Raw genomic sequence first — 24,906 nt, forward strand, 5'->3', positions numbered from 1 at the left:
TGTATCAGCTCAAACCAATTTCTAAAACCATACTTTAGTATCTATATGTCAATATCATGCTGCAGATATACTAATTGCAAATTGAGGTATGGAGGAAACCCATGAAAGCGATTGTATGCACAAAATACGGATCAGCGGATGTTCTGGAGCTCAAAGAGGTAGAAAAATCGACTCCCAGGGACAATGAAGTACTGGTAAAAGTTCATGCGACAACAGTAACTTCAGGGGATTGTAGAGTTCGAAGTTTTAACAGTCCTATCTTGTACTGGATCCCCATGCGAATATTTTTAGGCCTCAGAAAACCAAGAAAGCCTATACTCGGGGTGGAGTTGGCGGGCGAAATAGAGGAAGTGGGGAAAAATGTTAAACGTTTCAAAAAAGGCGATCAGATTTTTGCATTTACAGGTATGCGATTTGGTGCTTATGCCGAGTATACCTGTCTGCCAGAAGACGGATTGATGGCAATAAAGCCGGCTAATGCGACCTATGAAGAAGCCGCTGCCGTTCTTTTTGGGGGGACTACAGCCTTGCATTTTCTTAGGAAAGGAAATATTTTGAAAGGTAAAAAAATTGTTATCTATGGAGCTTCTGGAGCGGTAGGGACTTCTGCGGTACAACTTTCCAAATACCTTGAGGCAGAAGTTACGGGGGTATGCAGTACGTCAAATATAGAATTGGTGAAATCTTTGGGAGCCGATAAGGTCATTGATTACACGAAGGAGGATTTTACGGAAAGCGGGGAGCTTTATGATATTATCTTTGATGCTGTCGGGAAAAATACGAAATCAAATTGCAAGAAAGCGCTAGCTCCTAACGGGACTTATGTGTCAGTTGAAGGGCAGGGCATTGCAAAGGAACGGATTGAAGATTTAATTTTCCTAAAAGAGTTAATGGAAACGGGGAAAATAAAATCTGTCATAGATAGACGCTATCCGCTGGAACAAATTCCCGAAGCCCATCGATATGTAGAAAAAGGGCATAAAAAGGGAAATGTAGTCATCACGGTGAAACATGATAACATCAAGATTTAACAAAGCTCTGTGCCTATGGCTGGATTTATAGGGACTCTTCGATTATGACTCGTCAGCCATTAGACCAAAGATCCGGACATCCCAAGATGGATATTAGGCTTCACCAAATAGAACCTTCAACGCAGCCTGATAAGGGCTGCGTTTTGTTTTTAATTGATTTTTATTTTCATATTATCCTCATGTAACTTATAAAAATATTTATCGTTAGTCTATTATTTCATAATTTGTTTTAACTAACCTCGAGACTTAGAATAAGGATGTAACAAATTTATGGCAGCCCGGAATGAGCCTTCTCATTTATGAGTCGGACGATAACCGAACGGTGATAAGAGCAAGAGATAGCCCTCTTACAATGCTTCTTAAAAAGATGGGAAATGAGGAGGAAAAATATGAAAGTTTTTATTACAGGCGCTACAGGCTATATCGGAGGATCAGTAGCAAAGGTATTGCTTGAAGCAGGGCATGTGGTGTATGGCTTGGTACGCAATCCCGATAAGCTGGAACCCCTTAGACAAATAGGCATAGTGCCCGTACTGGGGACACTGGAAGATACAGATTTACTAACCGAGTACGCTCATTTGAGTGATGCGGTCATTCATACTGCCGACTCCGATCATCGAACAGCCGTTGAAACATTTATTAACGCTTTGCGCGGCAGCGGAAAACCATTTTTGCATACATCCGGTTCAAGTGTGGTTGGCGATGATGCCCGAGGCGACTATGAAAGTGAACAAATTTATAATGAGGAAACGCCATTTGTGCCAATGGATATAAGGGAAGATCGTGTAGCGATTAACAAGCTTATACGTAAGGCAGGGATAGATGAATGGGTCAGAAGCGTTGTCATTGTCCCTTCCATGATTTACGGAGATGCGCTTGGATTACCGACCGAAAGTGATCAATTACCTCAGATTATCCGCAAGTCCCGGGAAATGCGCGCAGGCGTTCATGTAGGGAAGGGAGTTAACCGCTGGTCCAATGTTCATATAAAAGACTTGGCACAGCTGTATTTATTGGCACTTGAGAAAGCCCCGTCTGCTTCTTATTTCTTCGCTGAAAATGGAGAGGAGTCTTTCCAAGACATTGCAAAGTCGGTCAGCGATGCGCTCGGTTTTGAAGGTGAAACCATGAGCTGGCCAGCCGACCGTGCTATTGAGGAGCTTGGAGATTGGGCGCGTTTTGCAATTGCTTCCAACAGCCGTGTACGTGCAGTACATGCAAGAAGCTTACTCGGATGGACTCCGGTAGAAGAACCGATGCTTAGTTGGATTAAAAAAATAACTTAAGCTGAGCGTCCAACTTTATTAAGCGGCGTGAAACTAAGCGCTGCTGGAGAGCGCATCGCCTGCAGCGATGAGGTTATTAGATCATTCCCACAGGCTCCAGCAAAACAAAAAAACCACTTTATTCGAAGTGGTTTTTTTGTTTTGCTGGAGACCTGGGGGGCAAACCTCTGGGGTTCAGTCCGCGCGGACGTAATGAAGCGAGTTGGCTAATCCGCGATATCCGCGAGAAACGATAAATGTTTATGCCGAGAGCAAAGGAAAATTTTTGAAATCATTCAGCTGCTTGTGCGAGTATCAGCTAACCCTTCATATTTTAAGCACAAAATGTCGGATCGCTCTGATCCATTCATGTTACTCTATTGGTGAGAGGAGGTGCAGAATGATTTTGCTTGAAAAGATGAACCGGGCATTAACTTATCTTGAAGAAAATTTGATTAATGAAATTGATTATAAAGAAACTGCAAGAATAGCTCTTTGTTCGGAGTATCATTTTAAGAGGATGTTTTCATTCCTTTCAGGCGTTTCACTTTCGGAATACATTCGCCGTAGACGCCTTACTCTTGCGGCTTTCGAGCTTCAAAATAAAGACATCAAAATCATTGATATAGCGATAAAGTATGGATATAACTCGCCTGACTCTTTTACTAGAGCTTTCCAAAACTTGCACGGCATAACGCCGTCAGAAGCTAGAAATAACGGTCAATCTCTGAAAGCCTATCCGCGAATGACCTTTCAATTAACAATTAAAGGCGGGGTTGAAATGAACTTTCGTATTGAAGATAAAGAAGCATTTCGGATCGTTGGTCTCAAGAAAAGAGTCCGTATTATTTTCCAAGGAGTTAATCCGGAAATTGCAGCTATGTGGAAAGGCTTAAATGATGAGGTGATCAATTCTCTTAAGAAACGGTCTAATGTCGAGCCTTTGGGCTTGATCAGCGCCTCTACGAACTTTTCTGAAGAACGAATGGAGGAGAAAGGGGAGCTTGATCATTATATAGGCGTGGCAACCTCTGGGGAATGTCCGGATAACCTCGCACAGCTTGAGGTCCCTGCATCAACATGGGCTGTTTTCGAAGCGGTCGGACCGTTTCCTGATACTTTGCAGAATGTTTGGGGGCGCATTTACTCTGAATGGTTTCCTTCCTCCATCTATGAACAAACAGAAGGACCTGAAATGTTGTGGAACGAATCTAAAGATGTAACATCATTAACGTTTAAAAGTGAAATATGGATACCGATTGTTAAGAAGCAGTAATCAGGGGAAGATCGAAAAGCCGCTAAACACAAGGATTTGAAAGTGTTTAACGGCTTTTTCATGAATGCTCTTCGTCGTTTATTGCTAAGCGGCCCTTTTAAAAATAGCCTTGGTCTGTTGATTTGGCCGATCCTTAAGCGCCAGAGAAATGAAGAATAAACAGACCATGAAAACGATCGGCAGCATAAATCCTTGGGAAGGACCGAATGATTCGGACACGGCGCCTACAAGCCACCCGGAGAAAGCGCCGCCGATTCCGGCCGCTACATAAACAAGACCGAGCGCCGAGCCTCCGGTTTCGGATTGCTTGGTGCAAAGACCCGTAGCGGTAGGGAACAGGACGGAGAAAAAGAATCCGGCAGCCGCAAACATGTAGATCAAATCATTCGTAAAAAGCTTGCTTAAGGTTAATACGATAACGGCTAGACCGGAGAAAACGATAAGCGTTTTCTTTTCACCGATGAAACCGCTTATAAACCCGCCAACCAATCGGCCGATGGTGAATAAGATTGAGAATATGGAAATGATGGTGGCGACCATAGCCGTTTTCTCTTCGGCTGAGGCGCCATTTAAATTTAGAGACTGCAAATAACTAGGGAAGAAGTTCATAAAGGCCACTTCTGCAGACACATAGAAAACCAAGAACATCATGACAAGGACGAATTGATTGTTTTTAAGCATGGTCACAAAGGCGCTAATATTAATTTTGGCGGCCTTTCCTTCGTTTATATTGATCTTCGAAGTATACGCTATGAATACGATAAGAAGGACGGTAATTCCGATGTAGAACATGCGCCAAGAAAGACCGGCTGAGAACATCGCGTTGAGGACGACCGGCGTTACAAACATGCCGATGCCGTAAACCCCCATGGAGAGATTAAACATCATCCCTTGCTTGCGGGGATATAAGGCGGGCACAACCGCATTGGAAGCAACGGTCATTGCGCCAAGCCCGAACCCGACAATCAAATAAAATCCTAAGAAAAACATAACGGTCGGGGCTAAACCGGTACCAAGCATACCAATCCCCATAATGATAGATCCGATAATGGTCATCAGTTTCAAACCGCGCTTATCGGTATAATAGCCGGTAATCAAGCTCGCGATTACAAATCCCCACTGGAATATAAAGACGACAAGTCCAAATTGACTCATATCCAGGCCGATATCGCGTTTGACTTCCTCCAAAATAATTCCTTTGGTACTGGAAATACCACCCAAAAGAAACATAGTGAAAGAAATTAGAATTAAGGCGGGAAGCTTCCGTAAAGCCGACATCAATAGCATCTCCTTTTCAGATGATCTTTTTTTTGAAAACGTTTGCTTTGTTCTCTTTTTGAAAAGCTTTTCAAAAAAATTCTAATAGAATTATATAAGACAGACGAAGAATCGGTCAATAAAAAAAACTTTAATCAAAGCTCACGAACGATGCCGGACCGTTTTTGCAGCATAAAAAAACCGAAATCTGTTGACAGATTTCGGTTTAATTCCGGTTCCATACCGTATCTCTTACGATAATTTCATGCTCGAGCAGCAAGTTATTGTCCGGTTTTTGTTCGGTCTCAATCCACTGGTAGAGCAACTCGGTCGATTCCTTCCCCATTTGGTAGATCGGCTGCGAAACGGTTGTCAAAGCGGGAGTAACCATGCGGGATAAATTCAAATTGTCGAAGCCGATGACTGAAATTTGTCTCGGAACATCTATGCCTCTGCGCTGCAAGAAGGCCATGGCCCCCAGAGCCATCGTATCGCTGGCTGCGAAAACGGCGGTGATTTCAGGCATCAACCCGTATAATTTACGCATCGCCTCATAGCCGCTGTCGAAATGCAGGTCTCCAAACACAACCTGATTCTTGTCAAACGGGAGTTGATGGTCAAGCATTGCCTTTCGAAAGCCTTCCCATCTCGGTTTTCCGGCAATGGGGTCCTTGATGTCGGCGCTGATCATGCCGATAGATTTGTGTCCGTTTTTGATCAGGAAACAAACAGCATCATAACTGGCTTGGAAATCATTCACTTTAACGTACGGCAGGTTAAACTCCTCGCTTTGGGTAGCTACCAGCACGACCGGAATTTTCAAGTTATCAAAGCTTTCAAAATAGTTTTTGGTGATGGGACCGCTCGCGAAGATCATCCCGTCGATCTTTTTCTTTTTGAAATAGGCCATATACTCCAAAAAACGGATTTCATTCTCATCCGTATTGCAAATAATTACATTGTTCTTCTTCACTCTGGCCATATCCTCGATCCCACGGAATAATTCGGCGTAGAAAGGATTGGTAATATCCGGGATCATAGCCACGATGGTCATCGACCGTTTATCGCGGAGACCGGAGGCGAAAGGATTCGGCTCGTAACTGAGCTCTTGTATGGCCTGAAGTACACGATCTCTTTTCTCTTTGCGGACGGATAACGGATTATTTACTACACGCGATACTGTCGAAATGGACACTTTTGCCATATCCGCTACATCATGAATCGTTGGGGTCACCCCTGCGTCACTCTCTTCCGGTTAGTTCTACGATCAATCTAAATTAATTATAATCTACTTACCTTGAAAAATAAAAACAAAAACACTTTACAAGAAATACGGTTTTAGTAATAATGATATTTGAAAAGCTTTTCAGAAATTGTGCAGCAAACAAAAACGATGATCGGGAGAGTGTAACGATGGCGTGGACATTAACGAATAACGAGCTGTCGCCGAAAGCCTTGGTGAATTTGGAAAGTTTATTTGCATTAGGAAACGGCTATCTTGGCGTACGCGGCAATTTTGAAGAAGGGTATCAAAGCGATATGCTTTCGATCCGCGGAACGTATCAAAATGCGTTTCATGATATCATTTCGATCCCTTATGGGGAAAAACTGTTCGCGTTTCCTGAAACCCAGCAAAAGCTGGTCAATATCATGGATGCTCAAACGATTCTGATCTACTTTGGAGAAGAAGAGGAGCAGTTTTCTTTATTCGAAGGCCAAGTTCTTTCTTACGAGCGTCATCTTCACCTCGATCGCGGTTATTCCGAAAGAATCATCCATTGGAGGTCGCCGATGGGGAAGGAAGTCAAGCTTCATTTCCGCCGTTTGGTCTCTTTTACATGCAGAGAATTATTTGCGGTTGATCTTCAAATCGAACCGGTTAATTTTACCGGCCGCATCAAAGTTGTTTCTACCGTGAACGGAGATGTATCCAATTTTGCCGATCCCAATGATCCTCGCGTTGCATCGGGCCATGCCAAGCGGCTTCATGTAGAAGAGGTTGGTTGCAGTAGCGGTTATTCTTTTGCGGTTAACGGCACGTATACATCGGGCCTGCAGACGGCCTGCGTAAGCCGGCATGCGATCAGCGGCAGCCCGGCCGTCAACACGCAGACGATCGGTGAAAGGGTCGAAACGGTATTTGAATTTCATCTGTCCGAACCGGTGCAAGTGACAAAGTGGAATGTATACACGGACAGCTTGCGTCATAAGGAAGCGCTCGTTGAAAAAGCGGTTGGAATACATGAATCGTTAAGCGGTCTCTCTTTCGACGGCCTGCTTGCAAAGCAGAAGGACTATTTGGACGATTTCTGGGCAGCCGCCGACGTAAAGATCGACGGTGACGACAGCCTGCAGGAGGGCATTCGCTTTAACCTGTATCATTTGCTGCAGTCGGCCGGCAGGGATGAATACAGCAATATTTCCGCAAAAGGGCTTTCCGGAGAAGGATATGAGGGCCATTATTTCTGGGATACGGAAATTTATATGTTCCCGGTCTTTCTGATGACCAAACCGGACATGGCAAAGCAGCTGCTTATTTACCGTTATTCCACATTGGATCAGGCGAGAGCGCGTGCCAAAGAAATGGGACATAAGAAGGGAGCATTATTTCCTTGGCGTACGATTTCCGGAACGGAATGCTCTTCGTTCTTCCCATCGGGGACAGCCCAGTATCACATCAGCGCCGATATTGCCTATAGCTACGTGCAATATTATTTATCTACTAAAGACGATGAATTCATGCAAAATTACGGTGCGGAACTTTTATTTGAAACCGCGCGCCTATGGATGGATACTGGCCATTATCACGATGGTAAATTTAAAATCGCCAACGTTACCGGTCCCGATGAATATACGTGTGTCGTAAACAACAATTTCTATACGAATGTCATGGCCAAGCACAATTTAAAATGGGCCGCTAAAGCATATCGATTGCTCGCGGAATCCGACCGGAATGTCTTGAATGAGCTTAGCGCGCGTTTGCAGGTGACGGACGAGGAAGCTTCCGCATGGGAAAAGGCGGCACAACTCATGTTCCTTCCATACGACGAGAAGCTCAAAATTAATCCGCAGGACGACACATTCCTGGAAAAAGCGGTCTGGGACTTCGAAAATACACCGGCAGACCATCACCCGCTGCTTCTGCATTACCATCCGTTAACGCTTTATCGTTATCAAGTATGCAAGCAAGCGGATACGGTGCTGGCCCACTTCCTGCTGGAGGATGAGCAGGAGCTGGAAACCATTCGCAATTCATTCGACTATTACGAAACCATTACGACGCATGACTCGTCGCTTTCTTCCTGTATCTTCAGCATCATGGCTTCGAAGGTAGGATATGAGCAAAAAGCTTACGATTACTTTATCGAAACTGCACGGCTCGATCTCGATAATACGCACGGGAATACGAAGGACGGGCTTCATATGGCGAACATGGGCGGTACGTGGATGTCTATCGTGTACGGCTTTGCCGGTCTCCGCTTGAAAGAAAGCGGATTGTCGCTGGCTCCGGCCATACCGTCCAAATGGAACGGTTATGCATTCCGCCTCCAATATCAGGGTATTCAGCTTGCCATTGAGATCAACCAGGATTACCTGACACTGACGCTGGTAGAGGGCGATGAGTTTACGATGAAGCTATACGGTGAAGAGATCACGCTGCAGCATAATCGGATTCTGAGATCAGCTTTGATGAACAAAGCCGTAGTATAAGGAGGATTCAAAACAGATGGTAAAACAGGTTCAAGCGGTTATATTTGATTTAGACGGTGTGATTACGGATACGGCCGAATATCATTACGAGGCGTGGAAGGTGCTCGCCGAAGAACTGAACATTCCTTTTTCACGGGCATTTAACGAGGAATTAAAAGGAGTGTCCCGGACGGACTCCCTGGAAAAAATTTTGGCTCACGGAGGAAGAGAACGGGATTTTACCGAAGCAGAGAAAGAAGCTCTAGCGGATAAGAAAAACGATTATTACCTCACCTTGATTCAGCGGATCAATCCGGCGGATGTTTTACCCGGGATCCTGGCCTTCATTGCCGAGATCAAAGAGCGCGGCCTTAAAACGGGGATCGCATCCGCAAGCAAAAATGCATTTACAGTCATTGAGTCGCTTGGCCTGACAGGGCAGTTTGATATTATTGTGGATTCAAAGAAGATCAAGCAGGGCAAGCCTCATCCTGAAATATTTATGACGGCTGCCAGCTTGTTGAATGTGGATGCCGATGCTTGCATCGGGGTTGAAGATGCGGTAGCCGGAGTTGATGCGATCAAAGGCGCAGGAATGTTTGCGGTAGCCATCGGCCCGAAGGAATCGTTCCGTCATGCTAACCTTGTGTACGGCAGTACAGCCGAGCTTTCCTTGGATCAAATACTGGGCTGCTGCAATCAGGCCTAGAACATAGGTACACGTTTAAGGGGCTGTCTTAAAAGTGATATGCTCGCTTTAATCATCTAAAATGCGAAAGAATGAAGAAATAGCGGTTCAGGGTGTTAGTCCTGTACCGCTATTTCTTGTTTCGACCGATTGCTGCCAATTACTGCTTGTGAACGTTTCCATTATCCAAACAATGAATTATTTTTCCCAATCATCGTTCCATAACAAAAGGGTGAAATGTTGATAAGATAGGTGATGTCATCGATGAAAGCGCAATCTTAGTATAGCAGGGAGAGATTCTATGAGAGAGAAAGGATTACAAAGGTTTACAGGCGGACTGTTTTTTATGGGTCCGGCCTTGGCTGTGTTTCTGGGCGTTATCATTATCCCGATCCTGATGAGCATGTATTACAGCTTGTATCAATGGGACGGCATATCCCCCAAGCTGTTTAACGGACTGGATAATTATATCCGGCTTGCTCAGGACGCCGTCGTATGGACGGCGCTGAAAAACTCGATGTATCTGACTTTGGGGGCACTTGTCGTTCAGCTGCCTGTCGGTCTGCTGCTGGCGGTACTGCTGGGCATCGGACTTAAAGGCTCCAATCTTTTGAAAACGGTATATTTTACGCCGGTCATGCTTTCAACAGCAGTGCTTGGCATCTTATGGGGCCAAATTTACGATCCCAATTTCGGCCTGATGAACAATCTGCTCATTAAGTTGGGACTGGAAAGCTGGACGCATGCATGGCTTGGCGAAGAGAAGACCGCTCTGTTATCCGTCATCGCGGTGGTCGCCTGGCAGTTTATCGGTTTTTACATCGTCGTTTATTTTGCAGCTCTGCAAAACATTTCAGATGAAGTGCTGGAATCGGCGAGAGTGGAAGGAGCAGGTGAGTGGAAAATATTTTACAAAATTCAAATTCCGCTGATTTGGCCGGCTATTACGTTTACGGTTCTAAACTGCGTCATTAATTCGCTGAAATATTTTGATTTGATTTACATTATGACGAGCGGAGGCCCGAACCACTCCAGCGAGGTGCTGGCCAGCTATATGATGAGCAATGCCTTCAAGCTGATGGATTACGGCTACGGCAGCACCATTTCGACCTTTTTGCTCGTATTCGGCCTCGTGCTTGCTCTGGTGATCACCAAGCTGCTGGGCAAGGGGAACGCAAAATTTCAATAAGAAAGGAGAATGAACGTGATAAACTCACAAGCACAGCTCAAGGCGGGTGCCGGCGCAGCAGGATGGAGCCTGAAAAAGCCGGCAGCCGGCAAGGCGGCAAGCCGCGCGGTTATCTATTTGATTCTGTTGTTTCATCTGGCATTAACCGGCTACCCGTTCGTATGGATGGTGTTCTCCTCTTTTAAGAGCAATAAGGAATATTTCGCGAATCCTTGGGGATTACCAATACAATGGGAGTTTGAAAATTATGTGAAGGCCTGGAACGAAGGCATCAACGGTTACCTGTTCAACAGCTTGTACATTACGCTTTTTTCGGTTACCGGTCTGCTGGTCGTTTCGACTTTAATTGGCTTTTACTTGTCTACGCGTACGTTCAAGGGCTCGAAGCTGCTGCTGGGAATGTTTCTGCTCGGCATGATGATTCCGATTCACAGCACGCTGATTCCGCTGTTCACCATCGCCAACCGGATCGGAATCTATGACACGTTTTGGGCGCTCTTTTTCCCGTATGTCGGCTTCAATCTTCCGATCGCCGTCTTTCTTGCCTACGGCTTCTTCAAGGAAGTTCCGCGGGAGCTGGAGGAGGCGGCGCTGGTGGACGGCTGCAATATTTACCAGACGTTCTTCAAAATTTATTTTCCTTTGGCCAAGCCGGTTTTGGCAACGGTTACGATTTTATCTTTTTTCAACATTATGAATGATTTTATTTTTCCGCTTATTATGATATCCAATGATTCGTTAAAAACACTGCCGCTCGGACTGATGATGTTCAAAGGCAATTTCAGCGCGGATTACTCGCTCATCAGCGCAGCGCTGGTCATTACGACCGCTCCGATTATCGTGATGTACGTGTTTTTGCAAAAGTTTATTCATAAAGGCGTCGTGGCCGGCTCAGTTAAAGGCTGATGCGCTGCGGCTGCACGGCTGCACTTCATTTGTTATCATTCATTCATGAAAAGGGGAGAAGATTAAGATGAAGAAAAAGACAATGTTATTGCTATTGGCCTTCGTGCTTATGATTGTTGCCGGCTGCGGCAGTGCCGGAGATAAGAAAGAAAGCGGCACAGGCTCGGGAGCGGAAGGCGGCGTGACTCAGCTGACGATGTGGAGCATGGAAACGAGAAACAGGGAAATTATCGAAAAATCGCTTGCGGAATTCAACAGCGCACATCCCAATATTCAGGTGAAAGCGGATTTTATCGAGGACGAAGCGCTGAAGACGAAAATGAAGGTTGCCATCTCCGGCAATCAGCTGCCGGACATCTTTACGTACTGGAGCGGTGAGACGTTCGATACGCTTGTATCCAATGATATGCTTGGCGATATTACGGCATCTTTGAACAAGGACGCCGAGTATAAAAATAACATATTGCCGGGCGGCCTGGAAGCCTTCACTTATGACGACAAGGTTTATGGGGTACCGATTTTGTTCAGCGGAGTGTCGCTCTGGTATAACAAGAAAATTTTTGAGCAGAACAATTTGACTCCGCCTGCGACGTATAACGATTTGCTGAATGTCGTGGATCAACTGAATGCCAAAAACATTACGCCGATTACGGTAGCGGGCAAGGAGCGCTGGCCGCTGCTGCACTGGTTCTCGTATTTGGCACAGCGCGTCGGCGGCACAGAGCCGTTCGAGCAGGCCAAAGCGGGACAAGCCGACTTTACGGCGGACTCTTTCGTAAAAGCTGGCGAGATGCTGAGGGAGCTGGGGGTCCGGCATAAAGGTTTTGTAAACGGATTCCTTGGTTTGGACTATGCGGCGGCGGAAGCGCTGTTCACCAATGAAAGAGCGGCGATGTATTTGCAGGGAGAATGGGCGATGGAAGCATTCCTTGGCGACGATTTTGCTGAAAAAGTTGACTTTGTACCGTTCCCGGTCGTGGAAGGCGGCGCGGGCAGCGTGAACGTGTATCATGGCGGCTTCGGAGTAGGTATGGCGGTTTCTTCCAAAACGAATCAAGAGGCTGCTTATGAGGTTATCCGTTTTCTGACCAGCCCCGAGCAGCGTAAACAGATTAATGAAGGCGCAAATATTAGCCCGCTGAAAAATCCGGGTCTTGAAGAAGCAAACATGAGTCCGCTTGCTTTCCGTTATGACGACTATATCAGCAAAAATTTGAAGGGCTTCTTCGGTTACTACGATCAGGTGCTTGATGCCAAGCGTGCCGATCAGTTCTTGAACTCGGTAGGGTCCATTTTAGGCAAAAACGATGCCGATGTGAAGGCGATCCTGAGCGAAATCAAGTAAGACGTTTAAATGTACTAGGAGGAGTATGCCTTGTCTATTATTACGAATCCCATTTTGCGCGGTTTTAATCCCGACCCTTCCATTCTGAGGGTCGGGGACGATTATTATATTGCGACCTCTACGTTTGAGTGGTTTCCCGGCGTGCAAATTCATCATTCCCGGGATCTCAAGCACTGGAAGCTGCTGACGCATCCCCTGACCCGCAGGAGTCAGCTGGATATGCTGGGAAATCCGGACTCCGGCGGCGTATGGGCGCCGTGTCTCAGCTATGCCGACGGGATGTTTTATCTGATTTACACCGATGTGAAGAGCCATCTGGGCCCATTCAAGGATACGCATAATTACTTGGTGACGGCATCCGATATTATGGGACCGTGGTCCGAGCCTGTCCACCTGAACAGCAGCGGCTTTGATCCGTCTTTGTTCCACGATGCCGACGGAAAAAAATGGCTGCTGAATATGATCTGGGATCACCGCAAGGGCAAAAATCCGTTCGGCGGCATCGCCTTGCAGCAATATTCGCCGGAGGAGCGCAAACTGGTCGGTCCTGTCCATAACATTTTTGGCGGGACGGAGCTTGGCTTGACGGAAGGGCCGCATATTTACCGGCAGAACGGTTATTATTATCTGCTGACGGCTGAGGGGGGCACCCGGTTCGGACATGCCGCCACCGTGGCCCGTTCCAGCTCGCTATTCGGTCCTTATGAAGTTGATCCGCTGGGGCCGCTTGTCACCGCGGCAGGCGAAATGGAGCTTGAACTGCAAAGAGCCGGACATGCCAGCCTGGTCGAGACGCCAAATCAGGAGCTGTATATTGCCCATCTATGCGGCAGACCGCTGCGGCCGTCTATGCAGTGCAATCTGGGGCGGGAAACAGCTCTGCAGCAGGTCAAATGGACAGAGGACGGCTGGCTGCGGCTTGCAGGCGGAGGCAACCGCCCTTACGTGGAGGTGCAGGCGCCCGATCTGCCTGAGCACCGCTGGGCGGAGGAGCCGGAAACCGACGACTTTGACGGCGGGCAGCTCAGCATTCATCTGCAGTCGCTGCGCGAACCGGTCAGCGAGGAATGGGCTTCCCTCAAGCAGCGGCAAGGCTATTTGCGCCTAATGGGCAGAGAGTCGCTGTATTCCGCTTTCCGCCAAAGCCTGGTCGCCCGCCGTCAGCAATCGTTTATCATTGAAGCTGCGACTGCCGTCGAATTTGAACCTGATCATTATCAGCAGCTTGCCGGACTGATTTACTATTACAACAATAAAAATTATTATTATTTATGGATTAGCCGCGACGAGCAGCTCGGTCGCTGCCTGGGCATTATGAGCAGCGACCGCGGCATTTACGATGAGCCTTTGGAATCGCCGGTTTCAATCGAGGGCTGGGACAAGGTCCACTTGAAAGCGAAAGTTAACTGCGAGCGGCTGACATTTTATTATTCTAGAGACGGCGCAGAATGGACAGTGATCGGTCCCGTTCTGGATGCGGGTAAAATTTCCGATGAAAACGCTGAAACCGTAAGCGGAAATTATTTGATTGACCAGGGCTTTACCGGCGCTTTTATCGGCTTGTGCGCACAGGATCTCAGCGGCAGCGGCAAATATGCCGATTTCGATTATTTCACCTACCGCGAGCTTGTCCGTCAGCGGTTATAAATAAAGGACATAAAGGAGAGACAATGGAATGAGTGCTACCGTTATGAATGCGGCCGTGTTGAACCGTCCGCTGGATATAGAAGTGAAGCAGGTGCCGATTCCGGTACCGAAAGGCGACGAGGTGCTGCTGAAGGTTCACTGCATCGGAATTTGCGGGTCGGATGTACATTATTACGAGCATGGCAAAATCGGCCGCTACGTGGTTGAAGCGCCGATTATTTTGGGGCATGAGCTGTCCGGCGTTGTGGTTCAGGTTGGAGAGCAGGTGACGGGCGTCGCTGTAGGCGACCGGGTAGCGGTAGAGCCGGGCGTAACATGCGGACGATGCGGCTACTGCAAATCGGGCCGTTATAATTTGTGTCCGGATGTTGTATTTATGGCTACCCCGCCGGTAGACGGCGCATGGGCGGAATATGTGACGATCCGCAGCGACTTCGTGTTCAAGCTGCCGGATACGATGAGCTTTGAGCAAGGGGCGCTGATCGAGCCTTTCTCCGTCGGCATACATGCGATGAACCGCGGGAGAGTAACGCCGGCGGACCGGGTGCTCGTAACCGGACTGGGGCCGATCGGACTGCTTGCCGTGCAGGCTGCCAAAATGTACGGCGTAACTGAAATTTATGCGACCGATGTGGTTCCTTTCCGCCGTGAGCTCGCTATTCAAATGGGCGCTACGGCAGTCTTCGATCCGAGCAGGGAAAACGTCGGAGAGCGGCTTTCTGAAATGACGGACGGGCATGGTGCTGATGTGCTGATCGAAACGTCCGGCAACGCCAGAGCGGTCGGAGATGCGATTACGACGGTTAGACGCGGCGGCCGCGTGGTGCTTGTCGGCATGCCTGCCGTGGATGAGCTTGCGGTTAATATCAACCACCTGATAGACTCTGAACTGGATGTATGCGGCCTGTTCCGATATGCCAACACGTATCCGGCAGCCATTCAGGCGCTGGGAAGCCCGAAGCTGGATATCGAAAGCGTAATTACGCATAAATTTGCGCTCAAAGACATTAAGGAAGCTGTCGAAATGGCCAGAACGCAAAAGGAAACAAGCATTAAAATTATGATTTATCCGGGCAGTCAAGACTAACTGGGGATGATGATGGATGCGTCTGCTCAAGCGGATGGGACTTGATCAAACAAGAGGTCAAATTTTTGTGGGCTTCATCGCTGCGATGATTCTCGTGCTGTTGGTAACGGTCGGCAGCCTTTATTTCCTGCTGTCCGGCGTACAGAAGAAAAATGCGGCCCAGTTTGCTGATGAGATCGCCGTACAAATGGGCGGACGTCTGGAGTCCTTGCTGAATGAAATCAATGTGCTTACTTTGCAGCTGGCGATGGATGAGCGCATTCAGGAGCGGCTGCTGGAGGAGCTTGGCGGCAAAGCGGCCACGTACGAAGAGAAGATGAGAATCAGAAGAATCATGAACGACAAAGCGGTTTATTCCGAAACGATTCAGGAGATTGAGCTGTTCTCGCTGGAGTCAAGCATATATCCGATTGTGGACAAGACGATTGGCGACAGGGTAGAGCAGCGGTTTGTAGACAAAGCGGACGAGAGCCGGAATGCGGGGGCGCTCGTCTGGATTGCGCGCGACCCGGAGGATCCGCAATATTTGCTGGCGATCCGGCAGGTCAAGCTGGAGAAGCTCGATTATGGCAAGGGCGGCTACCTGGTGATCCGGGTTAAGCCGTCCCTCATTGATTTTATAAGCAGGGACAGGGATGTTGCCAAGCTGAAGGGCAGCATTATGTATTTGCTGGACGAGGATAATGAAATTATTTCGGCTGAAGAAGGCGGCAGACAAGCGCTGCCAGGAGAGGCAAACAAGAAAAAGGACTATATCGCCGTCAGTCAAAGCATTCATGAGACCAATTGGCATCTGGAAATTTTGCTCCCCAAAAAGACGGTTACGGAAGAAATCCGTTTGATCAAGGATGTTATGTTATGGGCAAGCCTCATCAGCGTAGTGCTGTTTGCACTGCTTTCGTATTCGCTTTCTTTGCTCATTACGCTGCCGATAAAGAAGCTGACGCGTGTCATGCAGCAGGGGAAGGAAGGGACGCTCAAGGAAAATCCGGAGCAGTATTTCAACCGTGAGGTTAACCTGTTAAATACGAAATATAACCGGATGGTCAAAGAAATGAACCACCTGATCAAATCGGTTTATGAAATAGAGATCATGAAAAGTAAAAGTGAAATTACGGCGCTTCATTCGCAGATTAATCCGCACTTTCTGTTCAATACGCTGGACTCGATTTATTGGACACATATCCGCAAGGGCGAGAAGGAGCTGTCGCATTCCATCATAAGGCTCGCCGATCTGTTTCGGTATACGATTCGGTCCCACGGCGGGGACGGCTTCGTCAGCTTGGCAGAGGAGCTGGAGCAGGTCAGACGGTACGTAGATCTAATGAAAATGCGCTGGCAGGAGAGGCTTCAAGTGGAGTTTGCGGTGGACCCGGCTGCGGCTGCCTGCCGCATCCCCAAGCTGACGATACAGCCTCTTGTCGAGAATGCGATTGTGCATGGCATTGAACCGCTCGATCATGGCGGAATGGTCCGGGTATCTGTTGCTAGACAAGCCGGCATCGTAACGGTCACCATACAGGACAATGGAATCGGGATGAAGCAGGAAAGGCTGGAAGCCATTCGGGAGCGGCTCAGAAATGAGACCCGCAGGGAGCTGATCATGAACGGTAAAGGCATCGGCATTTTCAATGTCCACAAGCTTGTCCAGCTGCAGTACGGGGAGCCGTATGGCCTGCAGATCGAGAGCGGACCGGGCGCCGGCACAACGGTAACGCTAACCTTATCGGCAAAGGAGGGTGACGAATCATGAAACATCCGTCCATACTAGTCGTGGATGATGAGCCCAATACAAGATTGGGAGTAGCCTACACGCTTCAGGAATGGGGCGGCAGCGAATCGGTTGTCGATACTGCGGAGAACGGGGTGGCTGCGCTTGACCGCTTGCGCTCGCAGCATTATGATCTGCTCATTACCGATATCCGTATGCCGGTGATGGATGGAATCAAGCTGCTGGAGACGGTCAGGGGCGACCAAAATTCGATCCGGTGCATCATGCTTACGGGCTTCGCTGAATTTGACTATGCCCAGAGCGCCTTGCGCCTTGGCGTAGTCGATTATTTGCTTAAGCCGGTGCAGCAGGATCAGCTTGTGCAGGCGGTGGAGAAGGCGCTCTCAGGGCTGCAGCCAGAAGCATCTGCCGGGGAGCCGGCACAGGAAGGGGATGAAACGGTTCATGGCGAACCCGGTAATCCGTCCATCAACAAGGCCATTCTTTATATTCGCGAGCATATTCATGAAGGGCTGCCCATCAAGGAGGTAGCCGGACATGTACATCTGAATGCCAGCTATTTCAGCGTGCTGTTTAAGGAAGAGCAGGGCATCAACTTTATAGATTATGTAACGGAATACCGCTTGAAGAAAGCGAAGGAGCTGCTCGTCCACTCCAATCTGGGACTGGATGAAATATCGGGACAAATCGGGTACCAGACAACAAGCTATTTTATCAAAATATTCAAAAAGCACGTGCAGATGACGCCAAAAGCTTACCGCGATCATATGAAGCAGCGCAGCAAGAACGACAGAAGATAACTTGGAGAGCAGCACCCGCCTTGGTAAAGCGCAGAATACTGGATGTACAAAGATTTTTGTCAAAAGCATTCTTTCTTAAACAGAGCAAGCCAGAAGAAACCGCGTTCCATTTTTTATGCTACTATCAATGATACGGGCATACAAAAATGGCTGCTCATGAAAAGGAGAGATGACGATGACAAAAGAATTGTGGATAAATCTGCCGGTGAAGGATCTCAATAAGTCAAAAGAGTTTTTCACCGAACTTGGATTTTCTTTTCATCCGAGACATAGCAACAGTGATGAAATGGCTGGCTTATTAATCGGAGATAAAAACGTTATCGTGATGCTGTTTCCGGAGTCCACTTTCAAAAAATTTACGAGAAATGAAATTGCAGATACTAAGCAAGCCACCGAAGTGTTGTTTTCCATCGACGCGGAAAGCAGGGAAGAAGTAGATGAAATGGTAAGGAAGGCGGTAAAGGCAGGCGGTACAGCCTTTAGCGAGCCTGAAGGCCAGGGCTGGATGTACGGCGCCGGCTTCACTGATTTGGATGGCCACCGGTGGAATGTGTTGTATATGGATATGAGTCAAATGCCGAAGGAGTAAGAGAGCGGCAATGCAAAACAAACCGAACTGGCCGGCAGGCATATGGTTCGGTTTGTTTCTTTATTCGTTATTTTGCTGCCAGGCGATATAATCGGCCGTTCGAATCGCGAGTGCAACGATGGTTAGAGTTGGATTTGTTCCGCTAACTGTCGGAAGTACGCTGTTGTCCGCTACGTATAACCCGGAGATGCCATGCACCTGACCGAATCGGTTCGTTACGGAGGTAGAAGGATCGTTTCCCATACGGCAGGTGCCGGCCTCATGTATGCTTCCCCCGGGCCGGACCGCACAGATTTCAGATTTGCCCGGTTCTCTTTGCAGAGCAACTCCCGCGGCTGCAGCAAATCGTTTCAAAGCCGCCGCCATCCGGCTAATGACCGCTAAGTCACGTTCGCTGTAAGAGAAATCGATTTTGATGAACGGAACGCCGTATCGGTCTCTTCTGGCCGGGTCAAGCACGACTTTGTTTTCGTAGCGGGGCTCAACCTCGCCGAATCCCAGTATGGACAGGATGAGATCTTCTTGAATAGGGATATTTTCATACTGTTGATACATCGATACAATGCTTCCGCCACCCATCTGAATCTGGAATGGCTCTCGTTCCGAGGCAGGAGCGAGCAGACCGATATTTCCAGGAATCTCCGTAAATTCCTTTCGGTTTATCTTGCCGATGCCATTGATAAACGAGTGGTCCGTCAAATAATGCCCTATCGCTCTGCCAGGTATGCCGGAATAGAGGAGAAGCCTCGGGTTTTCCAGCGTGCTCGCAGCCATAACGACCTTTTTCGCTTTGATATGATAGGCTCTCAGAGCCGGATCCTTGACGGTGACTCCGGTAACTCTGTTTTTATCCGCATGAATGCGGACACAACGGGCATTTATGGCGACGTCGAAGCTGCGAAGGTTTAACGCATAAGCGAAAAAAGTCATGGAGCTGAAAAAAGGATTGGAGAAAATTTTGCCGTATTTCGACGATTTCGTATAAACGGCATACGGATACGGGATTACATTTGGAAATCCGTTTTCCTGCAGACGTTTAAACAGCAGCTGCTGAGCGGTTGAATCGTCATAGAAATCCGAACTCACCTCCATCATTTGCTCGGCGAGGTTGTAATAAGGATTCATCTCTTCGTATGACACCGGCCAAGCGGCAAACGCGGAAGGCGGGAAACGCGGACTTACCAATCCCCAAAATATGGTTTTGCCTCCAAGCGCAAGAACTTGTTTGGCAAGCGGGAATTCAGCCGGATCTTCTATTGCGGGATAAGGCAATTTATGGCCTTGTATAAACTGCTCTTTCCGTACACTTCCGAGTGTCGGTATACCATTTACATGACTCGGCAGAACGAGACCTCCAGCCTCTACAACGCCAATCTTCAACCCGCTGTTTTTCCACTTTTCGCATAATCTCCAGAGAACCGCTCCGCCGCCTGCGCCGGAGCCGACAATAAGCACATCGTATTCGGTTTGGGCCATTTGCTCGAGCGATGTCAGCGGGATCCATTCATGGAGGGGCTTCAGCACGTTCGGAGGACAATATGGAATTTGCTGATCAGCATTCATACTTATAGCAGAATGAGATGGAAGATAAACGCTCTGCCCTTCGATACGGTAATCCGGTCGTGGAATGTGAGGATTGAGGAGGATGAGCTCCGCCGGATCGATGTTATATTTTTTTGCAATGGCAATTAGGCTTTCACCGGGCTCAGCAACATAAATCCTCAAATTTTTCACGCCCTTTTTGTTAATTATAGATAGGTATGAATGAGGAAGTGCTATTATGTATTTCAAAAGTGGTTTTACCTCCGGGCAAAAGCCCTGCGCTTTTTAATCGCATCATATTTGGAAATGCAGGGAGGATCATTTATGCTGCTTTGACGGACTTTTTATGTACAAAAATTAAGAGAATGACATTTTTGGATAAAAAGTCGGCAGGATCAAGTATTTCATTACCGGCTTCGATTTTCTATACTGAGGGCATTGGAGAATACGTAGAAGGGACGCTGATTATGACGGAAAAATTAAAGCTTGGCATCGTTGGTGCCGGAGGCATCTTTAAACACGCTCATGCGCCCGCATGGCTGGCTCATCCTGAAATAGAAATCGTCGCCATCAGCGATCCGGTTAAATCGGCGGCGGAAGCATTCGCACAAGAGCACAACGTGCCGCATGTTTTTACCGACTACCGTGAGCTGTTAGCGATGGATGAAATTGATGTAATCGATATTTGTACCCCTAACGTGCTGCACTCTGAAGTTTCCATTGCGGCGCTGAAGGCGGACAAGCATGTTTTCTGCGAGAAACCGGATGCGGTGAATCCGGAGGAAGCGCAGAAGATGGAGGATGCCGCTGCAGCGAGCGGTAAAGTGTTAATGGTCATGCGCAACAACCGGTTTAATCCGGCCTCTCAGTTTATGAAAAAATACGTGGATGCGGGACATATGGGAGAAATCTATACAGGGAGATGCGGATGGATCCGCCGCCGCGGCATTCCAGGCAGGGGAGGATGGTTCACCACCAAGGAATTGTCCGGGGGAGGACCGCTTATCGACCTTGGCGTCCATTTTATCGATGTAGCCATGTGGCTGATGGGCAATCCGAAACCGGTAGCAGTCGTCGGAGCAGCCTATAACAAATTCGCGAGTGCGGATGAGAAAAGCGGCGGCACCTTCGACGTCGAGGATTTGGCCAGCGGTTTTATTAGGTTTGATAACGGCGCCTCTTTACAGATCGAGTTCAGCTGGGCTTCCAATATCGAAGAGGAGACCAATTATTATGAGCTGAGAGGCACAAAATCGGGCGTAAGCTTCAAAAATGGAGATATAAAGATTTTCTCGGAAATCGAAGGCACGCTGGTTGATATTATTCCACGTCTTCCGGTACAGCAGCTTTCGGATCATACGAGCAACATCAATCATTTTGTGGACGTCGTGCAGCGGCGCGCCGAGCCGATCATCCGGCCTGAGCACGGCGTGCATATGATTCAAATATTGTCGGCGATTTATGAATCGGCACGGCTCGGTAAGGAAATACGGCTGTAACTTTGATCTTGATTAATAGGCAATGTAACCTTTGGGTTCAACCTCGCATTCTTGCAAGGTTGAGCCCTTTTTGCATTTATGGGTAAAATGCTTCAAGGATACGACAACACGAAACGACAAAACTCCTAAATCATTGCTATAATTACGATATCTTTATGATATAGTATTACATAAAATCACGAGAGCGTTAGAGGAGGAGGCAGCATGAATCACTTTAGGAAACGTCTTCATTCTATGGGGCTCAAAACAAAGCTGATGATGTTGTTTCTCGTAATAACGGTCATTCCTCTTGCTATTCTGGGTATGTTCTCCTACCGCAAAGCATCAGATGAAATACAAATGAAAGCCTACGAAATTATTTCGGAAAATTTATCACAAGTAAACTACAGCCTGACCTATTTTGTGAAAGATATTGAACAGCTGTCCATGTACCTCTACAGCAACAAGGATATCCAGCGCATTCTATCGAAGCCGGCATCACGGAGCGTAAAGGAAAAGCATGAAGACGAACAGACCGTCAATCAAATCCTGGACAGCTTTCTCGGATTTAAATCCTGGAATATCTGGTTGTATGTGCTTGGCGAAAATGGAGACCGATATTTTACCGGAAGTTTTATCCCTCATAATTATCTCGATTATAACCCCGATTGGGGACTGCTGCGCAAATCCCGTCTGGCTGGCGGCGATGCTGCTTGGGATACCCATTACTCCTTTAAAAACTTTGAAGATTACGGTGCGGTATTAAGCTCGGGCCGTCTGCTGAAAGAGATCGGAACAGGCAAGCCGCTCGGATATTTAATTATCGATATTATGGAGCCGGCACTGGCCGATAAATATCAAAAAGCGCATCAGTATCCGGGAGGAGAGGTGTATCTTCTGGATAGTCAAGGCTATGTCATCTCCAGTACACCGTTTAAGCATGAGGTGGGAACCCGCCTTGACAAGAACTATATTTCCGGCGTTCTTGATGGGAAAAAGGGCTTTTTCCGGGTGAATGACGGATCTACGGAAAAAGTCGTCATCTATGATACGTCAGACACCTACGGCTTTAAGCTGGTCAATGTAATTCCTGTCGCGGCCTTGACGGGAGAAAGCTCCAGCATTCGCAATTTAACGATATTCATCGTGATCGCATGTATTTTGGTTTCGTATTGCGCTGCTTATCTGCTGTCCGATTATATTACGCGCCCGCTGCGCAAGCTTCGGCAGCTCATGAAAGAGGTTGAGCAAGGCGATCTTGAGGTGACTTTCTCTTCTAAATACAGGGATGAGGTCGGGCATTTGGGATTCAGCTTTAACCGGATGCTCAAGCGGATCAAGCATTTGATTAACCAGGTGTACGAGAAGCAGCTAAAGGTCCAGGAAGCGGAGATCAAAGCTATACAAGCCCAGTTTACACCCCATTTCTTGTATAATGCGCTGGATTCCATCAACTGGATGGCCAGGATTCACAAAATTGATGAAATAAGCAGCATTGCCGTTTCGCTAGGGAGCCTGCTCCGCTTCAGTATCCACAGGGGAAGTCCTGTTATCCCTATTCGGGACGATATCCAGCAAATCCGCAATTATTTGGTTATCCAACAGCTCCGGTACCGGGACAAAATCACGGTCGAGCTTCTTATCGATGATGATATTTTGGAACTGTATACGCCCAAGCTTCTCATTCAGCCCCTTGTTGAGAATGCAATCAGTCATGGGCTTGAAATGAAGCATGGACAAGGCAAGCTGCGTATTACGGGACAGCTTTGCGATCAGAATGTGCAGTTTGTCATTGAGGACAACGGCGTGGGGATAGATCCGGATTTGCTGCGGCAGCTGCTTGACCGTCAGCATCCACCCGAACAAAATCATCGAACCGGGATTGGCCTGTATAACCTGAACCGTCGCCTTGAGCTTCACTTTGGAAATTTCTACGGGCTGGAAATCGACAGCAAGCCTGGGGAAGGAACGATCATTCAGCTGCGTATTCCGGTCATTCGAGAGGCTCAGGAGGTGGAACGTTATGTATAAAGTCATCATTGCCGATGATGAATGGATTATTCGCGAAGGATTGAAGCATACCGTTAACTGGGAGCAGGTGAAGTGCGAAATTATTGCAGAAGCTGCTGACGGCATACAGTCGCTGCAAGAGATAGTAACCCATAAGCCGGACATTCTGATTTCGGATATTAGAATGCCGGGCATGAACGGGCTGGAGCTCGCCGAAGCGGCGAAGCGGCATTGTCCGGAGCTGAAGGTCATTTTCTTAACGGGATTCGAGGATTTTACCTATGCCCAGCAGGCTGTCAAGCTTAAAGCTGACGACTTTGTTCTGAAACCGACAGATCCGGACGTACTTCTGGAGGCTGTGGGACGGGTATGCAATGAAATTTCAAGCGCGAGATATAATGCCAATACAGTTGAGCATCTTCTCGATTGGAAACAATCCGGAGAAAGCATTATTTTGGAGAAGCTTGTTCATGATGGCATGCTCGGATTTCTGGACAGCCGGTCGCGTCAAATGCTGCATGAAATGCTGGGTTACGGTCACGAGTCAATCCTTGGGCTGCGCGTGGCAGTCGGTGAACTGTCGTCTTTTGTCCGATCGGTTGAGATGGATGCAAACGATCTGATGAGGGTGAGTTTAAGTTCCTGTCTGCAGCATATCATGCTTGGACCGCCGATCTTTCTTGGTGCAGGCAAAGTCGCTCTGCTGCTGGAAGCGACAGATGATATTGTTCAGGATGTGGAAAGGACAGCCCGTCAACTGGATAAAGAAGGGGATGTCCGTTTCGGACTCAGTCGGCCTTACGAAGGGCTGGATAGGTTGGATGCAGCCTACCGTGAGGCTGTTGAAGCTTTGGGCAGCAAGCGGCCGGCTGATTCGCAGGCGGTTCGAGAATATGGAGATATTAAACGTTGGGAGGGCTCGAACGTTCCGGTTGACGCGGAGCATTTCCGCCAAGTCGAAGCTTATATCGAGCAAAATTATGCGGATGAATTGTCGCTGCAGAAGCTTGCAGCTCTATTTCATCTTAGCGAAGCCCACTTCAGCCGTTTGTTCCGTAAACGGACAGGAGTCAGCTTTATCGATTATTTGACCCAAGTACGGATGGAGCAAGCCAAAAAGCTGCTTCGCTCGCCTGATGCGCGCATCAATGAGGTGGCGATTGCTGTCGGCTATCAGGATTCCAGGTATTTCAGCCAGCTATTCCGGAAGATTGTGGGAAGCAAGCCGACTGAATACCGGAACAAGATTAGGCAATAAACAGCGCTGTAAGTTGCAAGCTCGCCTAAATATGAGCCTTCAAGCCGTTCGGTTTCCGAACGGCTTTTTTGTCAATAAAGAAATAGATGATCAAATTATTCAACATTTATGAAATT

The 24,906-nt window shown here is 47.8% G+C and carries 19 protein-coding genes; 16 read left to right on the forward strand and 3 right to left on the reverse strand.

Translation table 11 applies throughout. The annotated features are described in order from the left end of the window. Positions 1 to 101 precede the first annotated feature (101 nt). From AC0YNZ_RS15495 to AC0YNZ_RS15505, 3 genes are all read left to right on the forward strand, one after another. Positions 102 to 1,031: an NAD(P)-dependent alcohol dehydrogenase gene (locus tag AC0YNZ_RS15495; protein WP_475827459.1), complete on the forward strand. Its 930-nt coding sequence runs from the start codon at positions 102 to 104 to the stop codon at positions 1,029 to 1,031. A gap of 389 nt (positions 1,032 to 1,420) precedes the next feature. After that, on the forward strand, positions 1,421 to 2,317 hold the full coding sequence (locus AC0YNZ_RS15500; RefSeq protein ID WP_475827460.1) for an NAD-dependent epimerase/dehydratase family protein: 897 nt from the start codon (positions 1,421 to 1,423) through the stop codon (positions 2,315 to 2,317). Positions 2,318 to 2,696: 379 nt separating this feature from the next. Beyond that, positions 2,697 to 3,572, forward strand: coding sequence for an AraC family transcriptional regulator (locus AC0YNZ_RS15505; RefSeq protein WP_475827461.1), 876 nt, complete (start codon positions 2,697 to 2,699; stop codon positions 3,570 to 3,572). Positions 3,573 to 3,656: 84 nt separating this feature from the next. On the opposite strand, the gene AC0YNZ_RS15510 is transcribed toward AC0YNZ_RS15505, so the two are convergent. Both AC0YNZ_RS15510 and AC0YNZ_RS15515 read right to left on the reverse strand, forming a co-directional pair. Beyond that, positions 3,657 to 4,850, reverse strand: coding sequence for an MFS transporter (locus AC0YNZ_RS15510; RefSeq protein WP_475827462.1), 1,194 nt, complete (start codon positions 4,848 to 4,850; stop codon positions 3,657 to 3,659). 205 nt (positions 4,851 to 5,055) lie between these two features. Further along, complete coding sequence (locus AC0YNZ_RS15515) at positions 5,056 to 6,063, reverse strand: LacI family DNA-binding transcriptional regulator (RefSeq protein ID WP_475827463.1); 1,008 nt, start codon at positions 6,061 to 6,063, stop codon at positions 5,056 to 5,058. A 179-nt stretch (positions 6,064 to 6,242) separates the two neighbouring features. On the opposite strand from AC0YNZ_RS15515, the gene AC0YNZ_RS15520 reads away from it, so the two are divergent. The 10 genes from AC0YNZ_RS15520 (at position 6,243) to AC0YNZ_RS15565 (ending at position 18,502) form a co-directional block, all read left to right on the forward strand. Then, positions 6,243 to 8,540 carry a glycoside hydrolase family 65 protein gene (locus AC0YNZ_RS15520; protein ID WP_475827464.1) on the forward strand — a complete coding sequence of 766 codons (2,298 nt, stop codon included), beginning with the start codon at positions 6,243 to 6,245 and terminating at the stop codon, positions 8,538 to 8,540. A 16-nt stretch (positions 8,541 to 8,556) separates the two neighbouring features. Next, complete coding sequence (pgmB, locus tag AC0YNZ_RS15525) at positions 8,557 to 9,228, forward strand: beta-phosphoglucomutase (protein WP_475827465.1); 672 nt, start codon at positions 8,557 to 8,559, stop codon at positions 9,226 to 9,228. A 280-nt stretch (positions 9,229 to 9,508) separates the two neighbouring features. After that, positions 9,509 to 10,396 carry a carbohydrate ABC transporter permease gene (locus tag AC0YNZ_RS15530; protein ID WP_475827466.1) on the forward strand — a complete coding sequence of 296 codons (888 nt, stop codon included), beginning with the start codon at positions 9,509 to 9,511 and terminating at the stop codon, positions 10,394 to 10,396. A gap of 15 nt (positions 10,397 to 10,411) precedes the next feature. Then, complete coding sequence (locus AC0YNZ_RS15535; protein WP_475827467.1) at positions 10,412 to 11,302, forward strand: carbohydrate ABC transporter permease; 891 nt, start codon at positions 10,412 to 10,414, stop codon at positions 11,300 to 11,302. Positions 11,303 to 11,369: 67 nt separating this feature from the next. Beyond that, positions 11,370 to 12,647, forward strand: a complete 1,278-nt coding sequence (locus AC0YNZ_RS15540) for an ABC transporter substrate-binding protein (RefSeq protein WP_475827468.1) — start codon at positions 11,370 to 11,372, stop codon at positions 12,645 to 12,647. Between the two features lie 30 nt (positions 12,648 to 12,677). After that, a complete protein-coding gene (locus AC0YNZ_RS15545) occupies positions 12,678 to 14,294 on the forward strand; it encodes a glycoside hydrolase family 43 protein (protein WP_475827469.1) in 1,617 nt (538 codons plus the stop codon). Positions 14,295 to 14,322: 28 nt separating this feature from the next. Continuing rightward, positions 14,323 to 15,381 carry an NAD(P)-dependent alcohol dehydrogenase gene (locus AC0YNZ_RS15550; protein ID WP_475827470.1) on the forward strand — a complete coding sequence of 353 codons (1,059 nt, stop codon included), beginning with the start codon at positions 14,323 to 14,325 and terminating at the stop codon, positions 15,379 to 15,381. Positions 15,382 to 15,397: 16 nt separating this feature from the next. Further along, on the forward strand, positions 15,398 to 17,134 hold the full coding sequence (locus AC0YNZ_RS15555) for a cache domain-containing sensor histidine kinase (protein WP_475827471.1): 1,737 nt from the start codon (positions 15,398 to 15,400) through the stop codon (positions 17,132 to 17,134). Then, the gene (locus AC0YNZ_RS15560) at positions 17,131 to 17,913 is read left to right on the forward strand and encodes a response regulator transcription factor (RefSeq protein WP_475827472.1); all 783 of its coding nucleotides are present in this window, start codon (positions 17,131 to 17,133) and stop codon (positions 17,911 to 17,913) included. The genes AC0YNZ_RS15555 and AC0YNZ_RS15560 overlap by 4 nt, the downstream gene beginning before the upstream one ends. A gap of 175 nt (positions 17,914 to 18,088) precedes the next feature. Next, positions 18,089 to 18,502 (forward strand): VOC family protein, encoded by a 414-nt coding sequence (locus tag AC0YNZ_RS15565; protein ID WP_475827473.1) that lies wholly within the window; start codon positions 18,089 to 18,091, stop codon positions 18,500 to 18,502. A 60-nt stretch (positions 18,503 to 18,562) separates the two neighbouring features. On the opposite strand, the gene AC0YNZ_RS15570 is transcribed toward AC0YNZ_RS15565, so the two are convergent. Further along, positions 18,563 to 20,227 carry a GMC oxidoreductase gene (locus AC0YNZ_RS15570; protein WP_475827474.1) on the reverse strand — a complete coding sequence of 555 codons (1,665 nt, stop codon included), beginning with the start codon at positions 20,225 to 20,227 and terminating at the stop codon, positions 18,563 to 18,565. Positions 20,228 to 20,418: 191 nt separating this feature from the next. On the opposite strand from AC0YNZ_RS15570, the gene AC0YNZ_RS15575 reads away from it, so the two are divergent. The 3 genes from AC0YNZ_RS15575 to AC0YNZ_RS15585 all read left to right on the forward strand — a co-directional run bounded on the left by AC0YNZ_RS15575 (position 20,419) and on the right by AC0YNZ_RS15585 (position 24,790). Next, positions 20,419 to 21,543, forward strand: a complete 1,125-nt coding sequence (locus AC0YNZ_RS15575; RefSeq protein ID WP_475827475.1) for a Gfo/Idh/MocA family protein — start codon at positions 20,419 to 20,421, stop codon at positions 21,541 to 21,543. 204 nt (positions 21,544 to 21,747) lie between these two features. Continuing rightward, positions 21,748 to 23,553, forward strand: a complete 1,806-nt coding sequence (locus AC0YNZ_RS15580; protein WP_475827476.1) for a cache domain-containing sensor histidine kinase — start codon at positions 21,748 to 21,750, stop codon at positions 23,551 to 23,553. After that, positions 23,546 to 24,790 (forward strand): response regulator transcription factor, encoded by a 1,245-nt coding sequence (locus AC0YNZ_RS15585; protein WP_475827477.1) that lies wholly within the window; start codon positions 23,546 to 23,548, stop codon positions 24,788 to 24,790. The genes AC0YNZ_RS15580 and AC0YNZ_RS15585 overlap by 8 nt, the downstream gene beginning before the upstream one ends. The last annotated feature ends 116 nt before the right edge of the window (positions 24,791 to 24,906 follow it).

The organism is Paenibacillus sp. J2L1-98 (assembly GCF_056269405.1).